Below are 19370 nucleotides of genomic sequence, written 5' to 3'. Positions count from 1 at the left end.
AATGTCGCCGCACCATCACTGGCCGCTACGCTCGCCTGCGTGACCCACACCGCGCGCCGCATCGGCCGAACCCTAGCTTTCGTCCTGCCCGTCGTCATGGTTCTGTCCGGGACCCTCGCGGTCACCCGTGTGCAGTGGTCGGGGCAGGACACGGAGACCCAGTTGCTGACCGCCGCCTCGGAGACCGTGACCAAGCAGGCGAAGGCCCGCGCCCCGCAGGACGTCCTGCGGGACAGGCTCCTGCTGGAGCTCCGTGAGAAGGACCCGGGGGCCGCGTTGACGAGCCTCCAGCGCACCGTCGAGGGGCGGCCCTCCCTCGCGCAGCACTGCATGTCGATCGCCAAGGCCCTGGGCAAGGCCGCCGTCGACCAGTACGGCCCGACCCGCGCTCACCGTTTCTCCCGCCCGGTCTGCGACACCTCCTTCGCCTCGGGCGTCGCACAGTTCAGCTGAGCCGGACGTGTCCGGGCACGGCATATCGTGCCTGGCATGCATACGTATCCGACGCAGGCCGTGATCCTGGCGGGTGGTCAGGGCTCGCGGCTTCGCCCCTACACCGATGACCGCCCCAAGCCGATGGTCGAGATCCCGGGGACCGGGACCCCGATCATCGGCCATCAGCTGTCCTGGCTGGCCGCCGAGGGCGTCACCGACGCCGTGATCTCGTGCGGCCATCTTGCCGATGTACTGCAGGAATGGCTGGACTCGGCGGATCTTCCGTTGCGCGTCACCACCGTCGTCGAGCACGAGCCCCTGGGGCGCGGCGGCGGTCTCAAGCATGCCGCGGCTCGGCTCCCCGATCCGTCGGAGCCCTGGTACGCGACGAACGGCGACATCTGGACCCGCTTCTCGCTGCGGGAGATGGCCGCGTTCCACGCGGAGCGGGACGCCACCGCGACGCTCGCGCTCGCCCGGCCGCGGATCCCCTGGGGCGCGGTGGAGACGGACGCGTTCGGGCACATCACCGACTTCATCGAGTCGCCCCCGTCGCCGTATCTGATCAACGCGGGCGTGTACGTCTTCTCGCCCGCGTTCACCGCGATGCTGCCGGACCGCGGCGACCACGAGCGGACGACCTTTCCCCGGTTGGCCCGTGAGCGCCGGCTGGCCGGGTTCCCGCTGCCGCACGGGGCGTACTGGCGGGCCATCGACACCGCGAAGGACCTCACCGAGGCGGCGAAGGAGCTGGGCGCCCACGCGAGCGGCTGAGCCTCCGTGCACGTGGGCGAGGACGGTCACCGGAAGTCCGGTGACCGTCCTCGTGGTGTGCGGTGCGGGTGTCAGCCGAGCAGGCCGCCGATGGGGTTCTGTCCGGCGCCGCCGGACGAGCCGCCGTCCGAACCGCCGGTGGAACCGCCGCCGTCCGAACCGCCGGTCGTGCCGCCGGAGGCGGCGGAACCGGACGAGCTGGGGCCCGCGTCGCCGACCGGGGGCTCCTGCGGGGCCGGCTCCTGCGGGGGTGCCTGGCCGGTGCCCTGGGTCTGGCTCGGCCGGCCTGTGCTCGCCCCGGCCGTCGGGGTGGAGTCACCGGTGGAGTCGGACCCCTGGGTGGTCTCCTCGGCCGACGGGGTGCCGGGGGCGCTGGAGGGGGTCGCTTCGGGCGTCCGCTCGTCCGGGGTCCGTGAGGGCTCGCTCTTCCTGCCTTCGGACTTGTCGGGGAGCGGGGAGCCGGGCAGTTGGTTGGTCGGGTAGCTGTCGGGGCCCGGCACGGTGACGACCTCGGTGGAGCGGACGGCTCCGCCGAGCATCGAGCCGACCAGCAGGGTCAGGCCGACGACGACGGTGGCGACCACGGTGCCCCGGCGCAGTACCCGGCGGCGGAGGTCCCAGATCCCGGAGCGCGGGCCCAGCGTGCGCCAGGCCTCTCCTGCGAGGCGCGCGTCCAGGGAGTAGACGGGGGCGCCGGCGATGACGAGCGGACTCCAGGCGGCCAGCAGGATGATGTCGGGGGTGTCGTAGGCGGCGGCGGTGCGCCAGCTGACCGTCACCAGGACCGCGGCGGAGAGCAGGACGCCGAAGGCCGCTGCCACGCGCTGCCAGAGCCCGAGGACGGTGAGCACGCCGATGACGACCTGGAGGAAGGCGACGGAGAGTCCGGCGGCGACGGGGTGGGAGAGCGCGAAGTCGCGCAGGGGTTCGGCTGCGGGCCAAGGGTGCAGCGAGGTCAGCCACTTGACCACCGAGCCGTGGGCGCCGCCGTCGAAGTAGGCCGGGTCGCAGAGCTTGCCCATGCCGCTGTAGACGGCGAGGAATCCGAGGATGACGCGCAGGGGGAGGAGGACGACGCCGAGGTTCATCCGGCGGCCGGGGTAATAGGCGTGCCGGACGGTGTCGTTGGCGTGACGCCGTTCCTTGGCGGAGGTGTCGTCCTGGTCCTCGGCGCCGGGTCGGTCGTCGGTGAGGTCGTACGCGTCGAAGGTCCGCGCGTCCATGGTGTCGTAGGCGCCGACGGCCTGGCGCATGGGTGGCAGCAGCGGTCCGGTGCGGCCCGCGCCCGGCTGGTGGGGCATCGGGATCATGGGGGTGGGCTGGGTGTCGTCGAGGAGCGGTACGACCCGGGTACCGCCTCCCGCGTCGTCGTGGCCCGCGCCGAAGTCGCCGCCGGGGTGGGCGTCGAGGTGGCCGGCGGTGGAGTTCCGTACGGCCTGCAGGAGTCCGGTCGCTCCGGGGTCGCCCGGCTCGGACCTGCCGCTCCAGACGACGGGAGCCCGCCTGCGTCCGTCGGCACCGCCCATGGCGGGAATCCTGACCGGCCCGGCGGGGCGCACATGGCGCAGACGGGTCCGCTGAGCCGGGGGGAGCTGTACCCGGAAGCTGGCGTGGCTGACGATGACCTGCGCGGGGTCGCTGTCGACCTTAGTCATGCTCAGGGCGGGTTGCTCGTCGAACCGAGGCGTTCTGGTGTCCACACTCATCTAACCGGGTGATGTGTGCTTAGGACACTGCCTTGACGCCTCGGAAGTGTCCGAGACCCGTCAACAGCCCTCGGAGCGGATCGAGTACGTCCACGCGGGGCTCGCGGAACGGGGGGCCCGGGAGCCGCTCGGGCGGCCGCGCCGAGGGGCGGTCACGTCCTCGATCGGCTGGTCGGCGTCGTCCGGGCCGTCGAGGAGCTGGCGAGTTGTGGCCGATTGTGGCCGACGGCGGCCGGTCGCACCGCCTGCCTGGCGTCCCCACGCGGGCACGCCGGTACGGAGATCGACTGACACGTCGGGTCCGGCGCCCGCAGACGGGTGACGTAGGGCGCCCGGCCTGGCGCGTCGTGGGCGTCGGACTCCGTACGGTGCCCGGCAGCCCGTGGAGGCGGCACGTGCGGGCTCAGGCGCCCGGGCCCGGAGGCCGGGCCCCTGGCGCCTTCCCGGGCGTCACGCCCTGCGGCGTGCCACCTCGTAGAGGACGATGCCCGCGGCGACGCCGGCGTTCAGGGACTCGGCACCGCCCGGCATGGAGATCCGGACGCGGTAGTCGCAGGTCTCGCCGACCAGGCGACCGAGGCCCTTGCCCTCGCTGCCGATGACGATCACGACGGGACCCGCCAGGGCCTCCAGGTCCTCGACGGTGTGCTCGCCGTCTGCGGCGAGGCCGACGACCGTGAGGCCGGCCTTCTGGTAGCCCTCCAGGGCGCGCGTCAGGTTGGTGACGCGGGAGACGGGGGTCCGGGCCGCGGTGCCGGCCGAGGACTTCCAGGCACCGGCGGTCATACCGGCCGCCCGGCGCTCGGGGACGACGACGCCGTGGCCGCCGAAGGCGGAGACGGAGCGGACGATCGCGCCGAGGTTACGGGGGTCGGTGACGCCGTCGAGGGCGACGATGAGCGGGTCCTCGTTGTTGTCGTACGCGGCGGCGGTGAGGTCCTCCGGGTGCGCGTACTCGTACGGCGGGACCTGGAGGACGAGACCCTGGTGGTTCAGGCCGTTCGTCATCCGGTCGAGCTCGGGGCGCGGTGCCTCCATGAGGTGGATGTTGCCGCGCTCACCGGCGAGCTGGAGTGCCTCGCGGACCCGCTCGTCGTTGTCGATGTACTGCTGGACGTAGAGGGTGGTCGCGGGGACGCCGTCGCGCAGCGCCTCGAAGACCGGGTTGCGGCCGACGACCATCTCCGACGTGCCCTTGGCGCCGCCACGGCGCGGAGCTGGGCGGCGGGCGGCGGCCTGCTTGGCCTGGGCGTTCGCCACCCTGTTCTTCTTGTGTCCCTTGCGGGCGGACGCGGGCGGCGTCGGTCCCTTGCCTTCGAGAGCACGGCGTCGGTTACCGCCGCTGCCGACCTGCATGCCCTTCTTGTTGGACGTGCGGCGGTTCCTGCGCTGGCTGTTCCCGGCCATGACCTACCTGTTTCGTTGCTTCAGAAATACGTCGTCAAGTGAAAGTGTGCCGCCCGGACGGCCGGGCGGCACATTTGCGCTGCTCACGCATGGTGCGAAGGTCCGCTCAGCGCGGCCCGAGAGTCCACCGGGGTCCGCTGGGGCCGTCCTCGATGACGAGGCCGGACTGGTTGAGCTGGTCGCGGATCGCGTCCGCGGCCGGCCAGTCCTTGCGCTCGCGCGCCGACTGCCGCTGGTCGAGGACGAGCCGTACGAGGGTGTCCACCACGCCGTGGAGATCCTCGCCGCGGTCGCTCTCGCCCGCCCAGTGGGGGGCGAGCGGGTCCAGGCCGAGGACGCCGAGCATCGCGCGAACCTCGGCGAGGCGGGCGACGGCGGCTTCCTTGTCGTCGGCCGCGAGGGCGGAATTGCCCTGACGGACCGTGGTGTGGATGATCGCGAGTGCCTGCGGGACACCGAGGTCGTCGTCCATGGCCTCGGCGAAGGCGGGCGGCACCTCGGCGGCGGCCTCGACCGGCCCCGCCTTCTCCACCACCCGCTGCACGAAGCCCTCGATCCGCGCGAAGGCGGACTCGGCCTCGCGCAGGGCCTCCTCGCTGTAGTCGATCATCGACCGGTAGTGCGGGGTGCCGAGGTAGTAGCGCAGGACGATCGGGCGCCACTGCTTGACCATGTCGGAGACCAGGACGGAGTTGTCCAGGGACTTCGACATCTTCTCGCCGGCCATGGTGACCCAGCCGTTGTGCACCCAGTACGACGCGAACGCGTCGCCGAAGGCCTTGGCCTGCGCGATCTCGTTCTCGTGGTGCGGGAAGACGAGGTCGATGCCGCCGCCGTGGATGTCGAAGGCGGTGCCGAGGTACTTGTGCGCCATGGCGGAGCACTCCAGGTGCCAGCCCGGGCGGCCGCGGCCCCAGGGCGTCTCCCAGCTGGGCTCGCCCGGCTTGGCGGTCTTCCACATGGCGAAGTCGCGCTGGTCGCGCTTGCCGGTCTCGTTGTCACCCGAGGGCTGGCGCAGGTCGTCCAGGTCCTGGTTGGACAGCTCCAGGTATCCCTCGAACGAGCGGACGTCGAAGTAGACGTTGCCGTCGGCCTCGTAGGCGTGGCCACGCTCGATGAGGCCGCGCATCATCTCGACCATCTCGGTGATGTGGCCGGTGGCGCGCGGTTCGTACGTGGGCGGGAGGCAGCCCAGGGCGTCGTAGCCGTCGTTGAACGCGCGCTCGTTCTCGTAGCCGATGGACCACCAGGGGCGGCCCTGCTCCGCGGACTTCCTGATGATCTTGTCGTCGATGTCGGTGACATTCCGGATGAACGTCACGTCGTACCCGCGGTATTCGAACCAGCGGCGCATGATGTCGAAGTTCAGCCCGGACCTGATGTGCCCGATGTGCGGGGCGGCCTGGACAGTCGCGCCACAGAGGTAGATCGAGACACAGCCCGCGGTGAGCGGGACGAAGTCACGGATCTGCCGGGCGTTGGTGTCATGCAGGCGAATAGTCACCCCTCAAGGGTAGTGGGCGTGCACCAGTGCCCAGGCCCTCTGTGGAGAACGTGTCACAACTGATCGGTGACGGTGGTGCCGCGATCCGGCGTGCGCCGTCCTGCGGTCAAGGTCAGCGCGAGTGCCGCGCCGGCCAGAGGGACCGCGGCGAGCACCGTCCACAGGACGGGACCGGGTGTGTCGAGGAGCGTTCCGGTGGCGGCGCTCCCCATCAGGACGGCGAGGCCAGACACGGAGGACAGGGCTCCGGTGGCGAGCCCGAGCCGGTCGTCGTCGACCAGGTCGGGGACGAGCCCTCGGGCGGCCGGGACCAGCAGCATCTGACCGAGCGTGAGCAGGACGACGAGCAGGGCCCCGGGGAGCAGCCCCGAGGGTCCGTCCGGGGCGAGGGGCACCGCGGCGAATCCGGCGGAGACCACGGCGAGCCCCGCGACGAGGGCGGTCCGGGGTGCGATGCGGTGGGCGGACCAACGGGTCAGCGGCAGCTGGGCGGCGACGACGAGCAGGGAGGAGAGCGCGAAGAGTGCGCCGAGCGCGCTCTGGGAGCCGGTGGCCCGCTCCACCTCGGCCGGCAGGGCGAGATAGAGCTGGTTGTAGGAGACGAGGTAGGTGCTGTACACGAGGCAGAGCACGAGGAAGGGCCGGTTGGCGAAGACCTGGCGGGGGAGGACGGCGCCCGCCCGGGTGGTGGGGACGCGGCGCGGCCGGCGGGGCATGAGGCGGGCGTGTCCGGCGAGTACGCCGACGAAGACCACGGCCCCGGCGAGGCACGCCGTGCGGAAGCCGCCGCCCAGGAGCAGCAGCAGGCTGCCGAGCAACGGCCCGAGGAACGCTCCGGCCTGTCCGGCGGCGGAGAACACGGCCAGGACCTGGGCGCGCGGCTTCCCGGTTGCGGCCTCGTGGGCGACGGCGGCCCTGGCGGTCTCGGACTCGACGGCGGGTGAGAAGAGGGCGGCGGCGCATCCGATGAGGAGGACGGCGCCGATGACGGTGGCGGTGGTGCCGGCCTGTGCGAGCCAGCAGAATCCGGCGATGCGCAGGACGCAGCCGGAGAGGACGACGGGCCGGGGTCCGTAACGGTCGGTGAGGGCGCCTCCGACGACGAAGAGGCCCTGCTGGCTGAAGGTGCGCAGGCCGAGCACGAGTCCGACGAGCCACCCCGCCATGCCGAGTCCGTCACCGAGGTGGGTGGCCAGGTAGGGCAGGACCGCGTAGAAGCCGGTGTTGAAGGCGAACTGGGTGGCGGTGAGCAGCCGGAGGTAGGGCTTGAGCGCCGGGCCGGCTCCGGTGTGCGTGGTGGCCGTCGTCATCGGCGCCCACGGCCGCGTACGGCCGCCGAGGTCAGCACCGCGAGCGCGCCGAGGGCGGCGAGGGCGGCGGCGGGGGCGAGGACGGCCCAGGGGGCGCGTTCGGCGTAGGGCATGTTCTCGGACAGCATGCGGCCCCACTCGGGTGCCGGGGCCGGGGTCCCGAGGCCGAGGAAGCCGAGGGAGGCGAGCGCCAGCGCGATGGCCGGGACGCGCAGGACGGCATGGCGTACGACCGGTGGCAGGACGCCCGGCAGGACGTGGCGGCGCAGCCGGTGCCAGGGTCCGGCGCCGAGGGCGCGGGCCACGGTGATGTGCGGGGCGGCGCGTTCCTGGGCGTACAGCGCGGAGGTGTGGGCGGCGAGCGGAGCCCAGGCGACGGCGGCGACGGCGACGGCCGCACCCCGGGCGCCGGGGCCCACGACACCCGCGACGAGGAGGCCGGCCAGGACCGCGGGCAGCGCGTTGGCCGTCTCGGTGAGGGCGCCGGCGCGGGCGGCCCCGGCGAGCAGTCCCAGGAGCAGGGTCACGGCGCCGACGGCGACCGCGGTGAGCACGGTCCTGGCCGCGCCGTGGCCGAGCCGGGCGAGTACGTCGCGGCCCAGGGAGTCGGTGCCCAGGGGGTGGGCGGCCGAAGGTGAAGCGAGGCGGGCGGCGGCATCGGCGTACAGGGGGTCGCGCAGCAGGCCGGTGACGGCGACGGCGACGAGGAGGGCGCCCAGGACCGCTGCCCCGAGGGTCACGGCGCGGCGGGTGGGAAGGGGCGGCGCGACGAGCGGCGGCAGGGCGCCTTCGGTCCGGGCGGGGCCGAGGAGGGCCCGGGACGCGAGCCGGGCGGCGAGTCCGGCGGCGACGCCCAGGAGGAGCAGGAGGAGCACACAGGCCTGGAGGACGGGCAGGTCCTGCGCCAGGGCGGCGGCCAGGGCGGTGCCGCCGAGGCCGGGTACGGCGTAGAGCGTCTCGACGGCGACCGCGCCGCCGGTGAGCCCCACGACGACGAGGCCGAGCTGGGGCAGCAGTGCGGGCAGGCAGCGGTGCAGGGCGTGGGCCGCTGTCCTGCGGGCGGGCATCCCGTGGGCGGTGGCGGCGCGCGCCCAGGGTTCGGCGAACGCGGCGGGCAGCGCGTCGTCCAGCAGCCGTCCGAGCAGCGCGCCGGCGGGGACGCCCATGGCGAGCGCGGGCAGGACGAGCTGGTCGGCCCCGCCCCAGCCGAGGGCGGGGAACCAGCCCAGCTGTACGGCGAGGACGGTGCCCAGGACCGCTGCGAGGAGGAATTCCGGCAGCGCGGCGAGCACGGCCGCGCCGACGCCCGCGCGGGTGGTGACGAGCCGGCGGCGGGCGCCCCTGCGGAGCGTTCCGGCGGCGAGGGCGAGCGCCAGGAGGACGGCGACGGCGAGCGAGGCTCCCATGAGGGTGAGGGAGACACCGAGCGCGGAGGTCACGTCGGGGCCGACCGGCTGTCCGGAGACCCAGGACTCCCCCAGGTCGCCGTGCGGCAGTCCGGACGCCCAGGCGGCCAGGACGTGCAGCGGGCCGCCGTCGAGTCCGGTCTCGGCGCGGATCGCGTCGAGCACGTCCGGTGTGGGCGGACGGTCGGCGTAGCGGGCGTGCAGGACCGTCAGCGCCGGGTCCGTGCGGGTCATCCAGGGCATCAGCCCGATGACGGCGACGACGGCCAGGAGCGCGCCGAGGCGCCCGGCCAGGTGCTTCACGCGGTCACCCGACGCGGGTGTCGGCGGTGATGAGGGTGCGTTCCATCGGGTCGAGGGCGACGCCTTCGACCCGGGCGTCGTCGTAGCCCTGGACGAAGCGCTCGTGGACGAGCGGTACGAGCGCGTCGGCGCCGAGGACGGCGGCCTCGGCGGTCATCTCGGCGCTGTGGCGGGCGTCGGTGTCAGTCAGCGAGGCGGCCTTGCGCACCGCGGCGTCGACGCGCTCGTCGCAGAGCTGGGAGATGTTGAAGCTGCCGTCGCAGGTGAAGTCGGAGGCGAGGTAGGAGACGGGGTCGGCGGTGTCCAGCAGGGTGTTGCGCGCCTGGATGAACGCGTCGTACTTCCCGGCGAGCGCGTCGGCCTCCATCTGCGCGTAGTCGCGGACGACCTGCCTGACGGTGAAGCCGCGCTTCTCGAGCTGCTGCTGGACGAGCGTCGCGGCCTCGGGGAGTTCGGGCCGGTTGGTGTAGGTGGCGAGGACGATCTCCTTCGTCCTCGCCACCTCCGCGCGGCTCGCCGCCGGGGTCCGGCCGGTGGGTGCGGTGCGCTTGTCGGCGGCCCAGGGGATGCCGGGGCCGAGGAGTCCTCGCGCGGTGTCGGCGCGGCCCTCGTACACCCCGTCGACCAGGGCCTTGGAGTCGACGGCCTCGCGGGCGGCGGCGCGCATGGCCGGGTCGGCGAAGACTCCGCGTGCGGTGTTGAGGGAGAGGCCGTTGGTGCGGGCGGACGGGAAGGCGTGGACGTACGAGTCGCCGAGCAGGGACGCCTGGGAGATCGGTACGTACTCGGCGACGTCGACGGCCTTCGTCCGCAGCGCGTTGGCACGGGCGGTGCCGTCCGCGGCGAAGGTGACGTCCACGCCGGGGGACTTCGCCTTGCCGCCCCAGTAGTCGGCGTTGCGCTCGAGGGTGGCGGCGACCGCGCCCTTGACGTCGGTCAGGGTGAACGGGCCGGTGGCGTGCCCGGCGGGGTTCACCTTGCCGTCCTTGTACGCACCGGCGGACAGGATCGTGAGGGACGGGTTGGCGAGCCGTTGCGGAAGCAGCGGGTCGGCCTCCTCCGTGACGATCCGTACGGTGTCCGCACCCCCGTCCGTCACGGCCGTCGCCTTCAGGGCGGTGTCGGAGAGCACCCGGGGCAGCGGGGACGCCTTGCTCGCGGCGGTGAGGGACCGGACGACGGCATCGGCGTCGACCTCGGCACCGTCCTGGAAGACGGCGTCCCGGAGGGTGAACGTCCAGGTGGTGGGGTCCTCCTGCTTCCAGGACGCGGCGAGCGCCGGTTCGGCGGCGCCGTTCTCGTCCAGGGTGGTGAGGCCTTCGATGACGGCGAGCCGGCTGAGGGTGACCGCGTCGTCCCCGTACGGGGACATGGCCTGGGCGGGCGGGAAGGCCATGACGACCTTGAGCCGCTGCGCGTCGCCGGACGCCCCGGAGCCGCCCGGCGAGGAGCAGGCGGCGAGCGGGAGCAGCAGGGCCGCGGTGGCGGCGACGACCGGCAGCGGTGAGCGGCGGCTTCGGGGCGTAGGCATGACGGGAACCCTATATGGAAACGATTATCATCAGATGTGCGGGAGGGTCGGGCCGCCTGGAGCGGGCATCGGCAGCTCGAAGTGGATGATGCCCTGACCGCCCCCCGGCAGCGCGCGTTCGTCGCAGACCTCCTGGGCGAGCGACCGCCAGAACGGCTCGGCGCCCGGCACGGCCGGATCGGTGTGCAGATAGAGCGAGGTGTAGCCGCCCGCCCGCGCGGCGAAGTCCCCCAGCTCCCGCACCAGCGCGCGGGCCAGACCGTGCCTGCGGTGCTCGGGACGTACGTAGATCCGGCACAGCTGGGCGGTCGGTCCGGAGGGGAAGCGGTCCGCGACCCACTGCGGATTGGGCGGCGCCTGCGGGCCCCGGTCCCGTACGGCGCCCGTCGCCACGACCTCGTCGCCGCGCACGACGACCAGGAGGGTGCACCGCTCGGGGCGCAGGTAGGAGCCCTCGAGATCGATGATGTCGGCGTGCCAGCGGGGCACGTAGCCCGAACGCAGGTCGTGGTAGACGGTGTCCAGCATGACGGCCCGGGCCCCGCCGACGTCCTGTGCGGTGGCGGTCCGCAGGACGTACCCGTCCGCACCGGCCGGCGCGTCCGGCGTCCTCGTCGCCCCGGCGGTCGCACTCACCACTGACGCTCACCCTCGCTCTCGGCCCTGCAGCACATCACTTGCCGCACCAGCGTACGTGCGAGTGATGTGCAACAAGCCGGGCGGGGTCAGGGCGTCGCTCTTCAGTCTCCGGCGCGGTAGACCAGGGCGGTCGCGATGCCCGCGATGCCCTCGCCCCGGCCGGTGAAGCCGAGGCCGTCGGAGGTGGCGGCGGAGAGCGAGACGGGTGCGCCGACGGCGTCGGACAGCACCTTCTGGGCCTCGTCGCGCCGCTTGCCGATCTTCGGCCGGATTCCGACGACCTGCACGGCGACGTTGCCGATGCCGAAACCCCCGGCGCGCACGATCCGGGCCGCCTCGGTGAGCAGGGTGACCCCTGACGCGCCCGACCACTCCGGGCGGCCGGTGCCGAAGTGCTGCCCCAGGTCACCGAGTCCGGCGGCCGAGAACAGGGCGTTGCAGGCGGCGTGCGCCACGACGTCGGCGTCGGAGTGCCCGGCGAGCCCTGGGCCCTCGCCCTCCCACAGCAGCCCGGCACACCAGAGCTCGCGGCCCTCCTCGAAGGCGTGGATGTCGGTCCCGATGCCGACGAGCGGAATCACGGGAGCCGACCGCGGCTGCTTCGCTGCCTCAGAATCCATCGTTCGCCCTCCGGCGTGCGAGAACGGCCTCCGCCAGGACCAGGTCCAGGGGCCGGGTCACCTTGAACGCTTCCTCGTGCCCGGGTACGACGACGACCGGGGCACCCAGTCGTTCGACCATGCCTGCGTCGTCGGTCGCGCCCTCACCGTCGACCGCCACACTCCCGTGCGCCCGGACGAGCGTGTCCCGGTCGAAGCCCTGGGGCGTCTGCACGGCCCTCAGTCGCGCCCGTACGGGGGTCGAGAGGACCGGCTCCGGTGCACCCTGCTCACCCGGCTCGACCTCTTTGACGGTGTCGGCGAGAGGAAGCGCGGGGACGACGGCGGGAGCCCCGGCCCGTACGGCCTCGATGACGGCGTCCACGGTGTCGACCGGCACGAGGGGCCGGGCCGCGTCATGGACGAGCACGACGGAGACGTCGTCGGGCAGGACGTCGAGGCCGAGCTTCACGGACTCCTGGCGGGTCGCACCACCGGGGACGACGACGTAGTCGGTGCGCTCGGGCAGTGCGTGCCCGTCGATGAGGTTCTTCACCTCGGGCGCGCCGTCCGGGGGTGCCACCACGACGACGAGGCTGACCGCGCGGGACGCCGCCATGGCCCGTACGGCGTGGATGAGCATGGGTGTACCGCCGAGCGCGCGCAGCGCCTTCGGGGTACCCGGGCCGAGCCGGACGCCGCGGCCCGCTGCGGGGATCACCGCCGCGGTGCGGTAGGGGCTCGGCCCGTCGGACGTGGGTGACATCGGTGACATCGATTGCACTCCGAAGCTTCGGCAGGTTTGTTTCCACGGCCGGCGTGGGTATGGCCTGGGCGTGCCCCCGACCGTAGGTGGGGGAGAGCCGGGCTCGACGCCTCGCCCTGACCGGGAACCCTTCCGTGACCCCTGGTCGGGCAAGTCGCGGCCGGGCTCGGTGGAAGTTGCTGAGGGGAAGACACCGGGGAACGAGCCGGTCGGTTTTCCGGACGGACTCCCCGTCCGGACAGGTCCCTTCGCGGACGGATCGTTTTCGGATCCGGACATGCCGCAGCGCCCGACGACTCACCGTCAGGACGGCTGGTCAGCGGGCACCGCGGCACATGTACTCGACACCGGATTCAGTTCGCCGGCTGTCAACCGGTCACCGGTGTCGGCCGGTCACCGGTGTCGTCCGGTTCAGGACGCGAGAACCTCGTCGAGCAGGGCCTCGGCCTTGTCCTCGTTCGTGTTCTCCGCGAGAGCGAGCTCGCTCACCAGGATCTGGCGGGCCTTGGCGAGCATGCGCTTCTCACCTGCGGAGAGTCCACGCTCACGCTCGCGACGCCACAGGTCACGCACCACTTCGGCGACCTTGATGACATCGCCGGAGGCGAGCTTCTCGAGATTTGCCTTGTAGCGTCGGGACCAGTTCGTCGGCTCTTCGGCGTACGGCGCGCGCAGCACCTCGAAGACCCGGTCCAGCCCTTCCTGCCCGACTACGTCACGCACACCGACGAACTCCGCATTGTCCGCCGGTACACGAACCGTCAAGTCGCCCTGGGCGACCTTGAGCACCAAGTAGGTCTTGTCCACGCCTTTGATCTGGCGAGTTTCGATAGCCTCGATCAGCGCGGCCCCGTGATGGGGATAGACCACGGTGTCGCCAACCTTGAACGTCATGTGACAGGTACCCCTTCCGTGGCTATCCAGAGTAACACGAGAACGGCTTCTCCTGAATGACGTTTTCGCAGGTCAGGGCATATCTCGGGGCTTGACAACTGCAACAGGAACGTGCTGCGGAAGCCTTCCGGAAGGCGATATTCGCAGGTCGGAGCAGGCGTGCGGTCACACCGAAACGCGGGCGTCACAGACGCCGGAAGACCTCCAGAAGGGGATGAACGTCCCGTTTTGTCGGCTTCCGCATGGTGAACTTTCCGTACTCCGTTCGGACCTCGATCACCCGTACGGCTCTTAGCGTCGGTGGCCATTGAAATTGATCAACGGCGTGACGCCGGTCGCATTATGCGCGAGAAATGCGCCACCGCCCGGAAATCGATCATCGGGCGGCCGACGCCACTGGTCACCCGCGTTTTGTGAACACCGCGCGAATCGTCGAGACCGGGGAGGCGACCACGACCCGGCCGGAACATGGACGCACCACGGCCGACGGCGCCGGTTCACAGGTCGGGCCGCCCCTGGGGCGGGTCGGGTGCGGGCCCGGGACGGCGGCTCGGTAACCTGAGGCCGCTGACACATACTTAGGGCGGCTTCACGGCCGCTCGCGCCTCCCTGTCGGCAGAGTCCGAAGTCCGCAGTCCGAACGTTCAAGGAGTTGCCGCCGCCGTGAGCCGCAGCCTTCGACACGGCGCCCTCGCCGCCACTGCCCTCGTGTTCTCGATCGGCGCGCTGTCCGCGTGCGGTGCCGGCAACAACGCGCAGACGCTTCAGGTCCGGCCGGACAACGCAGCCACCGCTGTCGACTCCCTCAAGATCCAGAACCTGAACATCATCACCCAGCCCGAGCCGGACGCCGAAGGGCCGGCGGTCATCGCCGCCACCCTGTTCAACGAAGGCACCGAGCGGGAGGTCGTGGAGAAGATCACCCTGCCGGGCACCGGTGCCACGGTGAAGCTGCAGCCCGCCGAGGGCAAGGGACCGCTCGTGGTCCCGGCCGGCGGACGGGTCGTCATCGGCGGGCAGAACAACGCCTCGGCCGTGATCGAGAACGGCCGTGAGGCCGGCACCAGCGGCAACGTGCAGACCGTCGCCTTCACCTTCAGCAAGACGGGCGAGGTCGAGCTGGGCGCCACCATCGTCCCGGCGACCGGCTTCTTCGAGGACTTCGGCCCGAGCGTACTGCCGTCGGCGAAGCCCAAGGCCACCCCCTCGGACTCCGCGTCCGAGACGCCTGGAGCCGGTGAGCAGTCCGAGACGCCGGGCGAGCAGTCCGAGAACGCCTCGGGTACGCCGGACGACTCGGCCGCCCCGGCGGACGACGCAGCCGCCACTCACTGATCGCGCGCGTGGGGGTGTCTCCGGCCGGAGACACCCCCACGTAGCACGCGGCCCTCGCTACAACAGCTCGGTTTACGGCTCGAACTTGTAACCCAGGCCCCGCACCGTCACGAGGTAACGCGGCGCCCCGGGATCGGGCTCGATCTTGGCGCGGAGCCGCTTGACGTGGACGTCGAGGGTCTTCGTGTCGCCCACGTAGTCCGCACCCCAGACCCGGTCGATCAGCTGCATGCGCGTCAGCACGCGCCCCGCGTTGCGCAGGAGCATCTCGAGCAGGTCGAACTCCTTCAGCGGGAGGTCGACCTTGCCGCCGGAGACCGTGACGACGTGACGGTCCACATCCATCCGGACCGGGCCGGCCTCCAGCGCCGCCGGGGTGACCTCCTCCGGCTCTCCACGGCGCCGCAGGACGGCGCGGATGCGGGCCACCAGCTCCCGCGAGGAGAAGGGCTTGGTCACATAGTCGTCGGCTCCTATTTCCAGGCCCACGACCTTGTCGATCTCGCTGTCCTTGGCGGTGACCATGATCACCGGGACGTTGGACCGGACACGCAGCTGCCGGCATACCTCCGTACCGGGCAGGCCCGGCAGCATCAGGTCGAGCAGCACGAGGTCGGCGCCGTTGCGCTCGAACTCGTCGAGGCCCTCCGGGCCGGTGGCCGCGATGGCCACCTCGAAGCCTTCCTTGCGGAGCATGTAGGACAGGACGTCGCTGAAGGATTCCTCATCCTCGACGACAAGCACTCGGGTCACGGAAGAGCCTCCGGGGCAGGAAATGGTTCATAAGAATCGGTCTCGTACGGCCCGTCGTCGTCAACAGCACCGTTGACGAGGGAAGGTCCGCCGGTGGTACGGCCCCGTACGACGCCCGACTCGGGCAGTCGCAGGGTGAACGTGGAGCCCTGTCCTTCGGAACTCCATACGGTGACCTCCCCGCCGTGCGAGGCGGCCACGTGCTTGACGATGGCGAGGCCGAGACCGGTGCCACCGGTGGCCCGTGAGCGGGCCGGGTCGACGCGGTAGAACCGCTCGAAGACGCGCTCGCGGTCCTTCTCGGAGATGCCGATCCCCTGGTCGGTCACGGCTATCTCGATCAGATCCCCGCCGGCCGCGGGCAACTTCCGTGCGGCGATACCGACGCGGGTGCGGGCGGGGCTGTAGTTGACGGCATTCTCCACGAGATTGCCGAGGGCTGCCGCGAGCTGGCTCCGGTTCCCCCAGACGAACAGGTCCGCGGTGCCGCCCGAGGCCATGGTGATCTGCTTCGAGCCGGCCTGCTGGCGGCACCGGTCGATGGCCTCGACGACCAGCTCCTCCACCCGTACGGGCTCGGCGTCCTCGAGCGGGTCGTCGTTCTGCACCCGGGAGAGGTCGATGAGCTCCTGCACGAGGTTGGTCAGCCGGGTCGCCTCGATCTCCATGCGACCGGCGAACCGCCGCACCGCCTCCGGGTCGTCGGAGGCGTCCATGACGGCCTCGGAGAGCAGCGACAGCGCGCCTGTGGGGGTCTTGAGCTCGTGACTGACGTTCGCGACGAAGTCGCGTCGCACCGCTTCTATGCGCCGGGCCTCCGTGAGGTCCTCGACCAGCAGCAGGACCAGGCGTGAGCCCAGCGGGGCGACCCTGGCCGAGACGGCGAGCGCCTCACCCCGGCCCGTACCGCGACGGGGCAGGTCCAGCTCCACCTGCCGTATCTCCCCGTCCCGCCGGGTGTCCCTGGCCATGTGGAGCATCGATTCGACCGACAGGCGCCCGCCCCTGACCAGACCCAGCGCATACGCGGCGGAGCTGGCCTTGACGACGCTGTCGCTCTCGTCGAGCACGACGGCTGACGAGCTGAGCACGGAGAGGACCGTGTCCACTCCCGGGGGCAGCGCGGCGTTGCCGTCAGGGCGCAGGGACGTACGCGTGGGTCGTCTCTGCTCGCGCTCGCTCCAGCGGAACGCCAGCATGGCGATCACACCGGTACACAGCCCGGCGATCGCAGCAGCTGCGGCGACCGCCGCGTTCACGTCCATGCCTCAAGGTTATGCGGGTGCGTCGGCTCTCTCCCAGCCATCCGGGTGCCATCTCGAACACTCGTCGCCCAGAGTTCACCGAGGGGATAGTGACGGTTCACTTATGCGGCCGGAACCCGACGCGTTGGCCCCGCACCGTGGCAGCGTGGGGGTCGGCCCCAAGACCCCGGCCTCAGGATCTGGAGAGGGACTTCCATGCGCGACGCTTATCACGAAGAACTCGATTCGATCGGCGAAGGCCTGGTCGAGATGGCCCGGCTCGTCGGCTCGGCGATCGGACGGGCGACCACGTCCATGCTGGACGCCGATCTCAAGCTCGCCGAGAGCGTGATCGCCGCGGACCAGAAGGTCGACGACCTCCAGCACGACCTGGAGGCCCGCGCCATCGCACTGCTGGCACGTCAGCAGCCGGTCGCCACCGATCTGCGGATCGTGGTCACCTCGCTGCGGATGAGCGCCGACCTTGAGCGCTCGGGCGACCTCGCCCAGCACGTCGCCAAGCTGGCGCGGCTGCGCTTCCCGCAGTCGGCGGTGCCGCACGACCTGCACGCCACCATCCTGGAGATGGGGCAGCTCGCCCAGCGGCTCATGGCGAAGGCAGCCGAGGTGATCATCACGAAGGACGTCGACCTCGCGCTCCAGCTGGAGCAGGACGACGACGAGATGGACCTGCTGCACCGCACGCTGTTCCAGCACCTCATGGACGACCGCTGGAAGCACGGCATCGAGACGGCCGTCGACGTGACGCTGCTCGGCCGCTACTACGAGCGCTTCGCCGATCACGCCGTCTCGGTCGCCAAGCGTGTCGTCTACCTGGTCACGGGTGAGCACGCGGACGAGATCCAGGCGGCGACGACGGTGGAAGGGGCGTAAAGGGGCGCGAGGGGAGACGGCGGCCGTACTTCTGTTCCGGCACGCGTGCGCCGTTGATGCGCCCTCGGGCCTGGGCATGCAATGGGGGGCGACCCTGTCCTATGCCCTGTCCTATGCCCTGAGGAGGGACCATGGCCGATTCCCCCGTGACCGAACCCCAGCAGGAGACGCCGCCCGAAGTGGTGCGACTGCCCCTGCTGGGGGCCTGCGGCTGCGGCTCGGGCTGCGGGTGCGGCTGCCAGTCCGGCGCGCCGTGCCAGTGCGGTGGCTGAGTAGGGCCGCGCAAGGCCGGATGCCCACCGGGTGCGTTCCGCGGCGGACGCCTGTCCGTCGCGGAACGCCTCTGCGGCGTGCCCCCAGACGTATGGCCGCACTGCCCTCAGACCGCTGGTTCGGCCTCGGCCCGCCCGGCGGACGTGGTGGGGGCGGGGGACGACGCTGCCGCCGCGGTGGCCGTCGGGTCCGGGAGGTCCAGCTCGCGCATCAGCAGCCAGTAGCCGAACGCGGCCACCGTGCCCAGCACCGCGCAGGTCCCCCACAGCCAGGCAGCGCCGTAGTGGTCGATCACGAAACCTGACATCAGCGGGGCGACGAGCGCCGCCACCGACCAGGACATCGTGTACATCCCCTGGTAGCGGCCGCGACCGTGATCCGGGGACAACTGCACGACGATGCCCGTCTGCGTGGGCGCGTTGACGATCTCGGCCAGGGTCCAGACGCACACCGTCAACGCGTACACCCCGACCGATCCCGCGAAGGCGGTCAGACCGAAGCCGTAGCCCGCGATCACGGACGAGAGGATCAGCAGCCGACGCGGGTCGCGATGCTGGATGAACCTGGTGACGGGGATCTGCAGGACCACGATCAGCACGCCGTTGACCGCGATGGCCGTGCCGAAGTCGGAGCTGGACAGCCCGTCCGTACCCATGGCCACCGGCAGGCCCACGTACCCCTGCTGGAAGATCAGCGCGACGAGGAACGACAGTCCGACGACGCCCATGAAGCGCCCGTCGCGGAGAACGGTGCTGAGCCGCACGTCGTCCGGCACGGGCGCCCCGGCGACCCGGGACTCCTCCTTCGGCCGGGACTCCGGCACCTTGAGGAAGACCACGACGGCGCAGACGAGGGTCAGAGCGGCCTCGCCCAGGAAACCGGCCAGATAGCTGTACTCGGCGATGAAGCCCGCCCCGGCCGACGAGACGGCGAATCCCAGGTTGATGGCCCAGTAGTTGAGCGAGAAGGCCCGCACCCGGTCCTCGGGCCGCACGATGTCGGCCATCATCGCCTGCACGGCGGGCCGGGACGCGTTGCTGGCCATCCCCACGACGAAGGCCACGCCCGCGATCGCCACCGGGTGCACCATGAAACCCAGCACGGCCACGGACACGGCGGTGGAGAGCTGCGCGATCAGCATGGTCGGCCGGCGCCCCAGACGGTCCGTCATCACTCCGGCACCCAGCGACGACACGACCCCGCCGAGCCCGTGCAGGGAGGCGACGAGACCGGCGTACGAGGCCGAGTAGCCCCGGTCCAGGGTCAGATAGAGCGCCATGAACGTGGCGACGAACGCCCCCAGGCGGTTGACCAGCGTGCTGGTCCACAGCCACCAGAACTGACTGGGGAGGCCGGCGACCGTCTCGTGTGCCGCCCTTCTGAGACCGGCGACAGACATAGGACTTCCCCCCGGGGACGTACGCGTAAGGATCGGGCGCGGACCTGTGTAAGCGGCCCGGCAGCTGTCCGAACATTACGAAGGGGGATTCCCCGGCGGCCACTCAATTGACGCCACCCGTCAATCGCCGGGCCCGGCGCCCGCCCCGGGTCCGCCCCTTGGCCGGCCGCGCGAAGGCCGCTCGGCTTCCATTACGCT

General features: G+C 71.8%; 18 protein-coding genes. 5 read left to right on the top strand and 13 right to left on the bottom strand.

From position 1 onward, the window contains the following. The first annotated feature begins 39 nt into the window (after nucleotides 1–39). Both ACFYSH_RS00605 and ACFYSH_RS00600 read left to right on the top strand, forming a co-directional pair. Nucleotides 40–453 carry a hypothetical protein gene (locus tag ACFYSH_RS00605; RefSeq protein ID WP_388749986.1) on the top strand — a complete coding sequence of 138 codons (414 nt, stop codon included), beginning with the start codon at nucleotides 40–42 and terminating at the stop codon, nucleotides 451–453. Between the two features lie 36 nt (nucleotides 454–489). After that, nucleotides 490–1209, top strand: coding sequence for an NDP-sugar synthase (locus ACFYSH_RS00600; RefSeq protein WP_388749983.1), 720 nt, complete (start codon nucleotides 490–492; stop codon nucleotides 1207–1209). Nucleotides 1210–1280: 71 nt separating this feature from the next. Here the strand turns inward: ACFYSH_RS00600 and ACFYSH_RS00595 are convergent, their stop codons facing one another. The 10 genes from ACFYSH_RS00595 to ACFYSH_RS00550 all read right to left on the bottom strand — a co-directional run bounded on the left by ACFYSH_RS00595 (nucleotide 1281) and on the right by ACFYSH_RS00550 (nucleotide 13274). After that, nucleotides 1281–2915 (bottom strand): DoxX family protein, encoded by a 1635-nt coding sequence (locus ACFYSH_RS00595; RefSeq protein WP_359467659.1) that lies wholly within the window; start codon nucleotides 2913–2915, stop codon nucleotides 1281–1283. Nucleotides 2916–3365: 450 nt separating this feature from the next. Further along, on the bottom strand, nucleotides 3366–4322 hold the full coding sequence (gene rlmB / locus ACFYSH_RS00590) for a 23S rRNA (guanosine(2251)-2'-O)-methyltransferase RlmB (protein WP_351272895.1): 957 nt from the start codon (nucleotides 4320–4322) through the stop codon (nucleotides 3366–3368). A 106-nt stretch (nucleotides 4323–4428) separates the two neighbouring features. Further along, nucleotides 4429–5826, bottom strand: a complete 1398-nt coding sequence (cysS, locus tag ACFYSH_RS00585; RefSeq protein WP_359467655.1) for a cysteine--tRNA ligase — start codon at nucleotides 5824–5826, stop codon at nucleotides 4429–4431. A gap of 53 nt (nucleotides 5827–5879) precedes the next feature. Continuing rightward, entirely contained in the window at nucleotides 5880–7136 is a 1257-nt protein-coding gene (locus ACFYSH_RS00580; RefSeq protein WP_359467653.1) for an MFS transporter, read from the bottom strand. Then, on the bottom strand, nucleotides 7133–8845 hold the full coding sequence (locus ACFYSH_RS00575; RefSeq protein ID WP_388749978.1) for an ABC transporter permease subunit: 1713 nt from the start codon (nucleotides 8843–8845) through the stop codon (nucleotides 7133–7135). Before ACFYSH_RS00575 ends, ACFYSH_RS00580 begins: the two co-directional genes overlap by 4 nt. A 4-nt stretch (nucleotides 8846–8849) precedes the next feature. Further along, nucleotides 8850–10376 carry an ABC transporter substrate-binding protein gene (locus ACFYSH_RS00570; protein WP_359467647.1) on the bottom strand — a complete coding sequence of 509 codons (1527 nt, stop codon included), beginning with the start codon at nucleotides 10374–10376 and terminating at the stop codon, nucleotides 8850–8852. Nucleotides 10377–10406: 30 nt separating this feature from the next. Next, nucleotides 10407–11015: a GNAT family N-acetyltransferase gene (locus ACFYSH_RS00565; RefSeq protein WP_359467644.1), complete on the bottom strand. Its 609-nt coding sequence runs from the start codon at nucleotides 11013–11015 to the stop codon at nucleotides 10407–10409. A gap of 101 nt (nucleotides 11016–11116) precedes the next feature. Further along, nucleotides 11117–11635: a 2-C-methyl-D-erythritol 2,4-cyclodiphosphate synthase gene (ispF, locus tag ACFYSH_RS00560; RefSeq protein WP_359467642.1), complete on the bottom strand. Its 519-nt coding sequence runs from the start codon at nucleotides 11633–11635 to the stop codon at nucleotides 11117–11119. Next, on the bottom strand, nucleotides 11625–12389 hold the full coding sequence (gene ispD, locus ACFYSH_RS00555; RefSeq protein ID WP_359467639.1) for a 2-C-methyl-D-erythritol 4-phosphate cytidylyltransferase: 765 nt from the start codon (nucleotides 12387–12389) through the stop codon (nucleotides 11625–11627). Before ispD ends, ispF begins: the two co-directional genes overlap by 11 nt. Nucleotides 12390–12791: 402 nt before the next feature. Further along, nucleotides 12792–13274: a CarD family transcriptional regulator gene (locus tag ACFYSH_RS00550; protein ID WP_006380568.1), complete on the bottom strand. Its 483-nt coding sequence runs from the start codon at nucleotides 13272–13274 to the stop codon at nucleotides 12792–12794. 663 nt (nucleotides 13275–13937) lie between these two features. Between ACFYSH_RS00550 and ACFYSH_RS00545 the strand changes: the two genes are divergently transcribed. Beyond that, on the top strand, nucleotides 13938–14609 hold the full coding sequence (locus tag ACFYSH_RS00545) for a DUF461 domain-containing protein (protein WP_359467636.1): 672 nt from the start codon (nucleotides 13938–13940) through the stop codon (nucleotides 14607–14609). Between the two features lie 72 nt (nucleotides 14610–14681). On the opposite strand, the gene ACFYSH_RS00540 is transcribed toward ACFYSH_RS00545, so the two are convergent. Continuing rightward, nucleotides 14682–15362 carry a response regulator transcription factor gene (locus ACFYSH_RS00540; protein WP_359467634.1) on the bottom strand — a complete coding sequence of 227 codons (681 nt, stop codon included), beginning with the start codon at nucleotides 15360–15362 and terminating at the stop codon, nucleotides 14682–14684. After that, a complete protein-coding gene (locus ACFYSH_RS00535) occupies nucleotides 15359–16627 on the bottom strand; it encodes an ATP-binding protein (protein WP_359467631.1) in 1269 nt (422 codons plus the stop codon). Before ACFYSH_RS00535 ends, ACFYSH_RS00540 begins: the two co-directional genes overlap by 4 nt. Nucleotides 16628–16822: 195 nt before the next feature. On the opposite strand from ACFYSH_RS00535, the gene phoU reads away from it, so the two are divergent. Next, nucleotides 16823–17500: a phosphate signaling complex protein PhoU gene (gene phoU, locus ACFYSH_RS00530; RefSeq protein ID WP_359467628.1), complete on the top strand. Its 678-nt coding sequence runs from the start codon at nucleotides 16823–16825 to the stop codon at nucleotides 17498–17500. A 131-nt stretch (nucleotides 17501–17631) separates the two neighbouring features. Further along, nucleotides 17632–17772 (top strand): hypothetical protein, encoded by a 141-nt coding sequence (locus ACFYSH_RS00525; protein WP_359467625.1) that lies wholly within the window; start codon nucleotides 17632–17634, stop codon nucleotides 17770–17772. A gap of 107 nt (nucleotides 17773–17879) precedes the next feature. On the opposite strand, the gene ACFYSH_RS00520 is transcribed toward ACFYSH_RS00525, so the two are convergent. Further along, nucleotides 17880–19172 carry an MDR family MFS transporter gene (locus ACFYSH_RS00520; protein ID WP_388749970.1) on the bottom strand — a complete coding sequence of 431 codons (1293 nt, stop codon included), beginning with the start codon at nucleotides 19170–19172 and terminating at the stop codon, nucleotides 17880–17882. Nucleotides 19173–19370 lie beyond the last annotated feature (198 nt).

Source organism: Streptomyces sp. NPDC005791 (assembly GCF_042871485.1).
Taxonomy (GTDB): Bacteria; Actinomycetota; Actinomycetes; order Streptomycetales; family Streptomycetaceae; genus Streptomyces.
The sequence above is the reverse complement of the archived record's forward strand: the minus strand, read 5'-3'. Positions and strand labels throughout refer to the sequence as shown.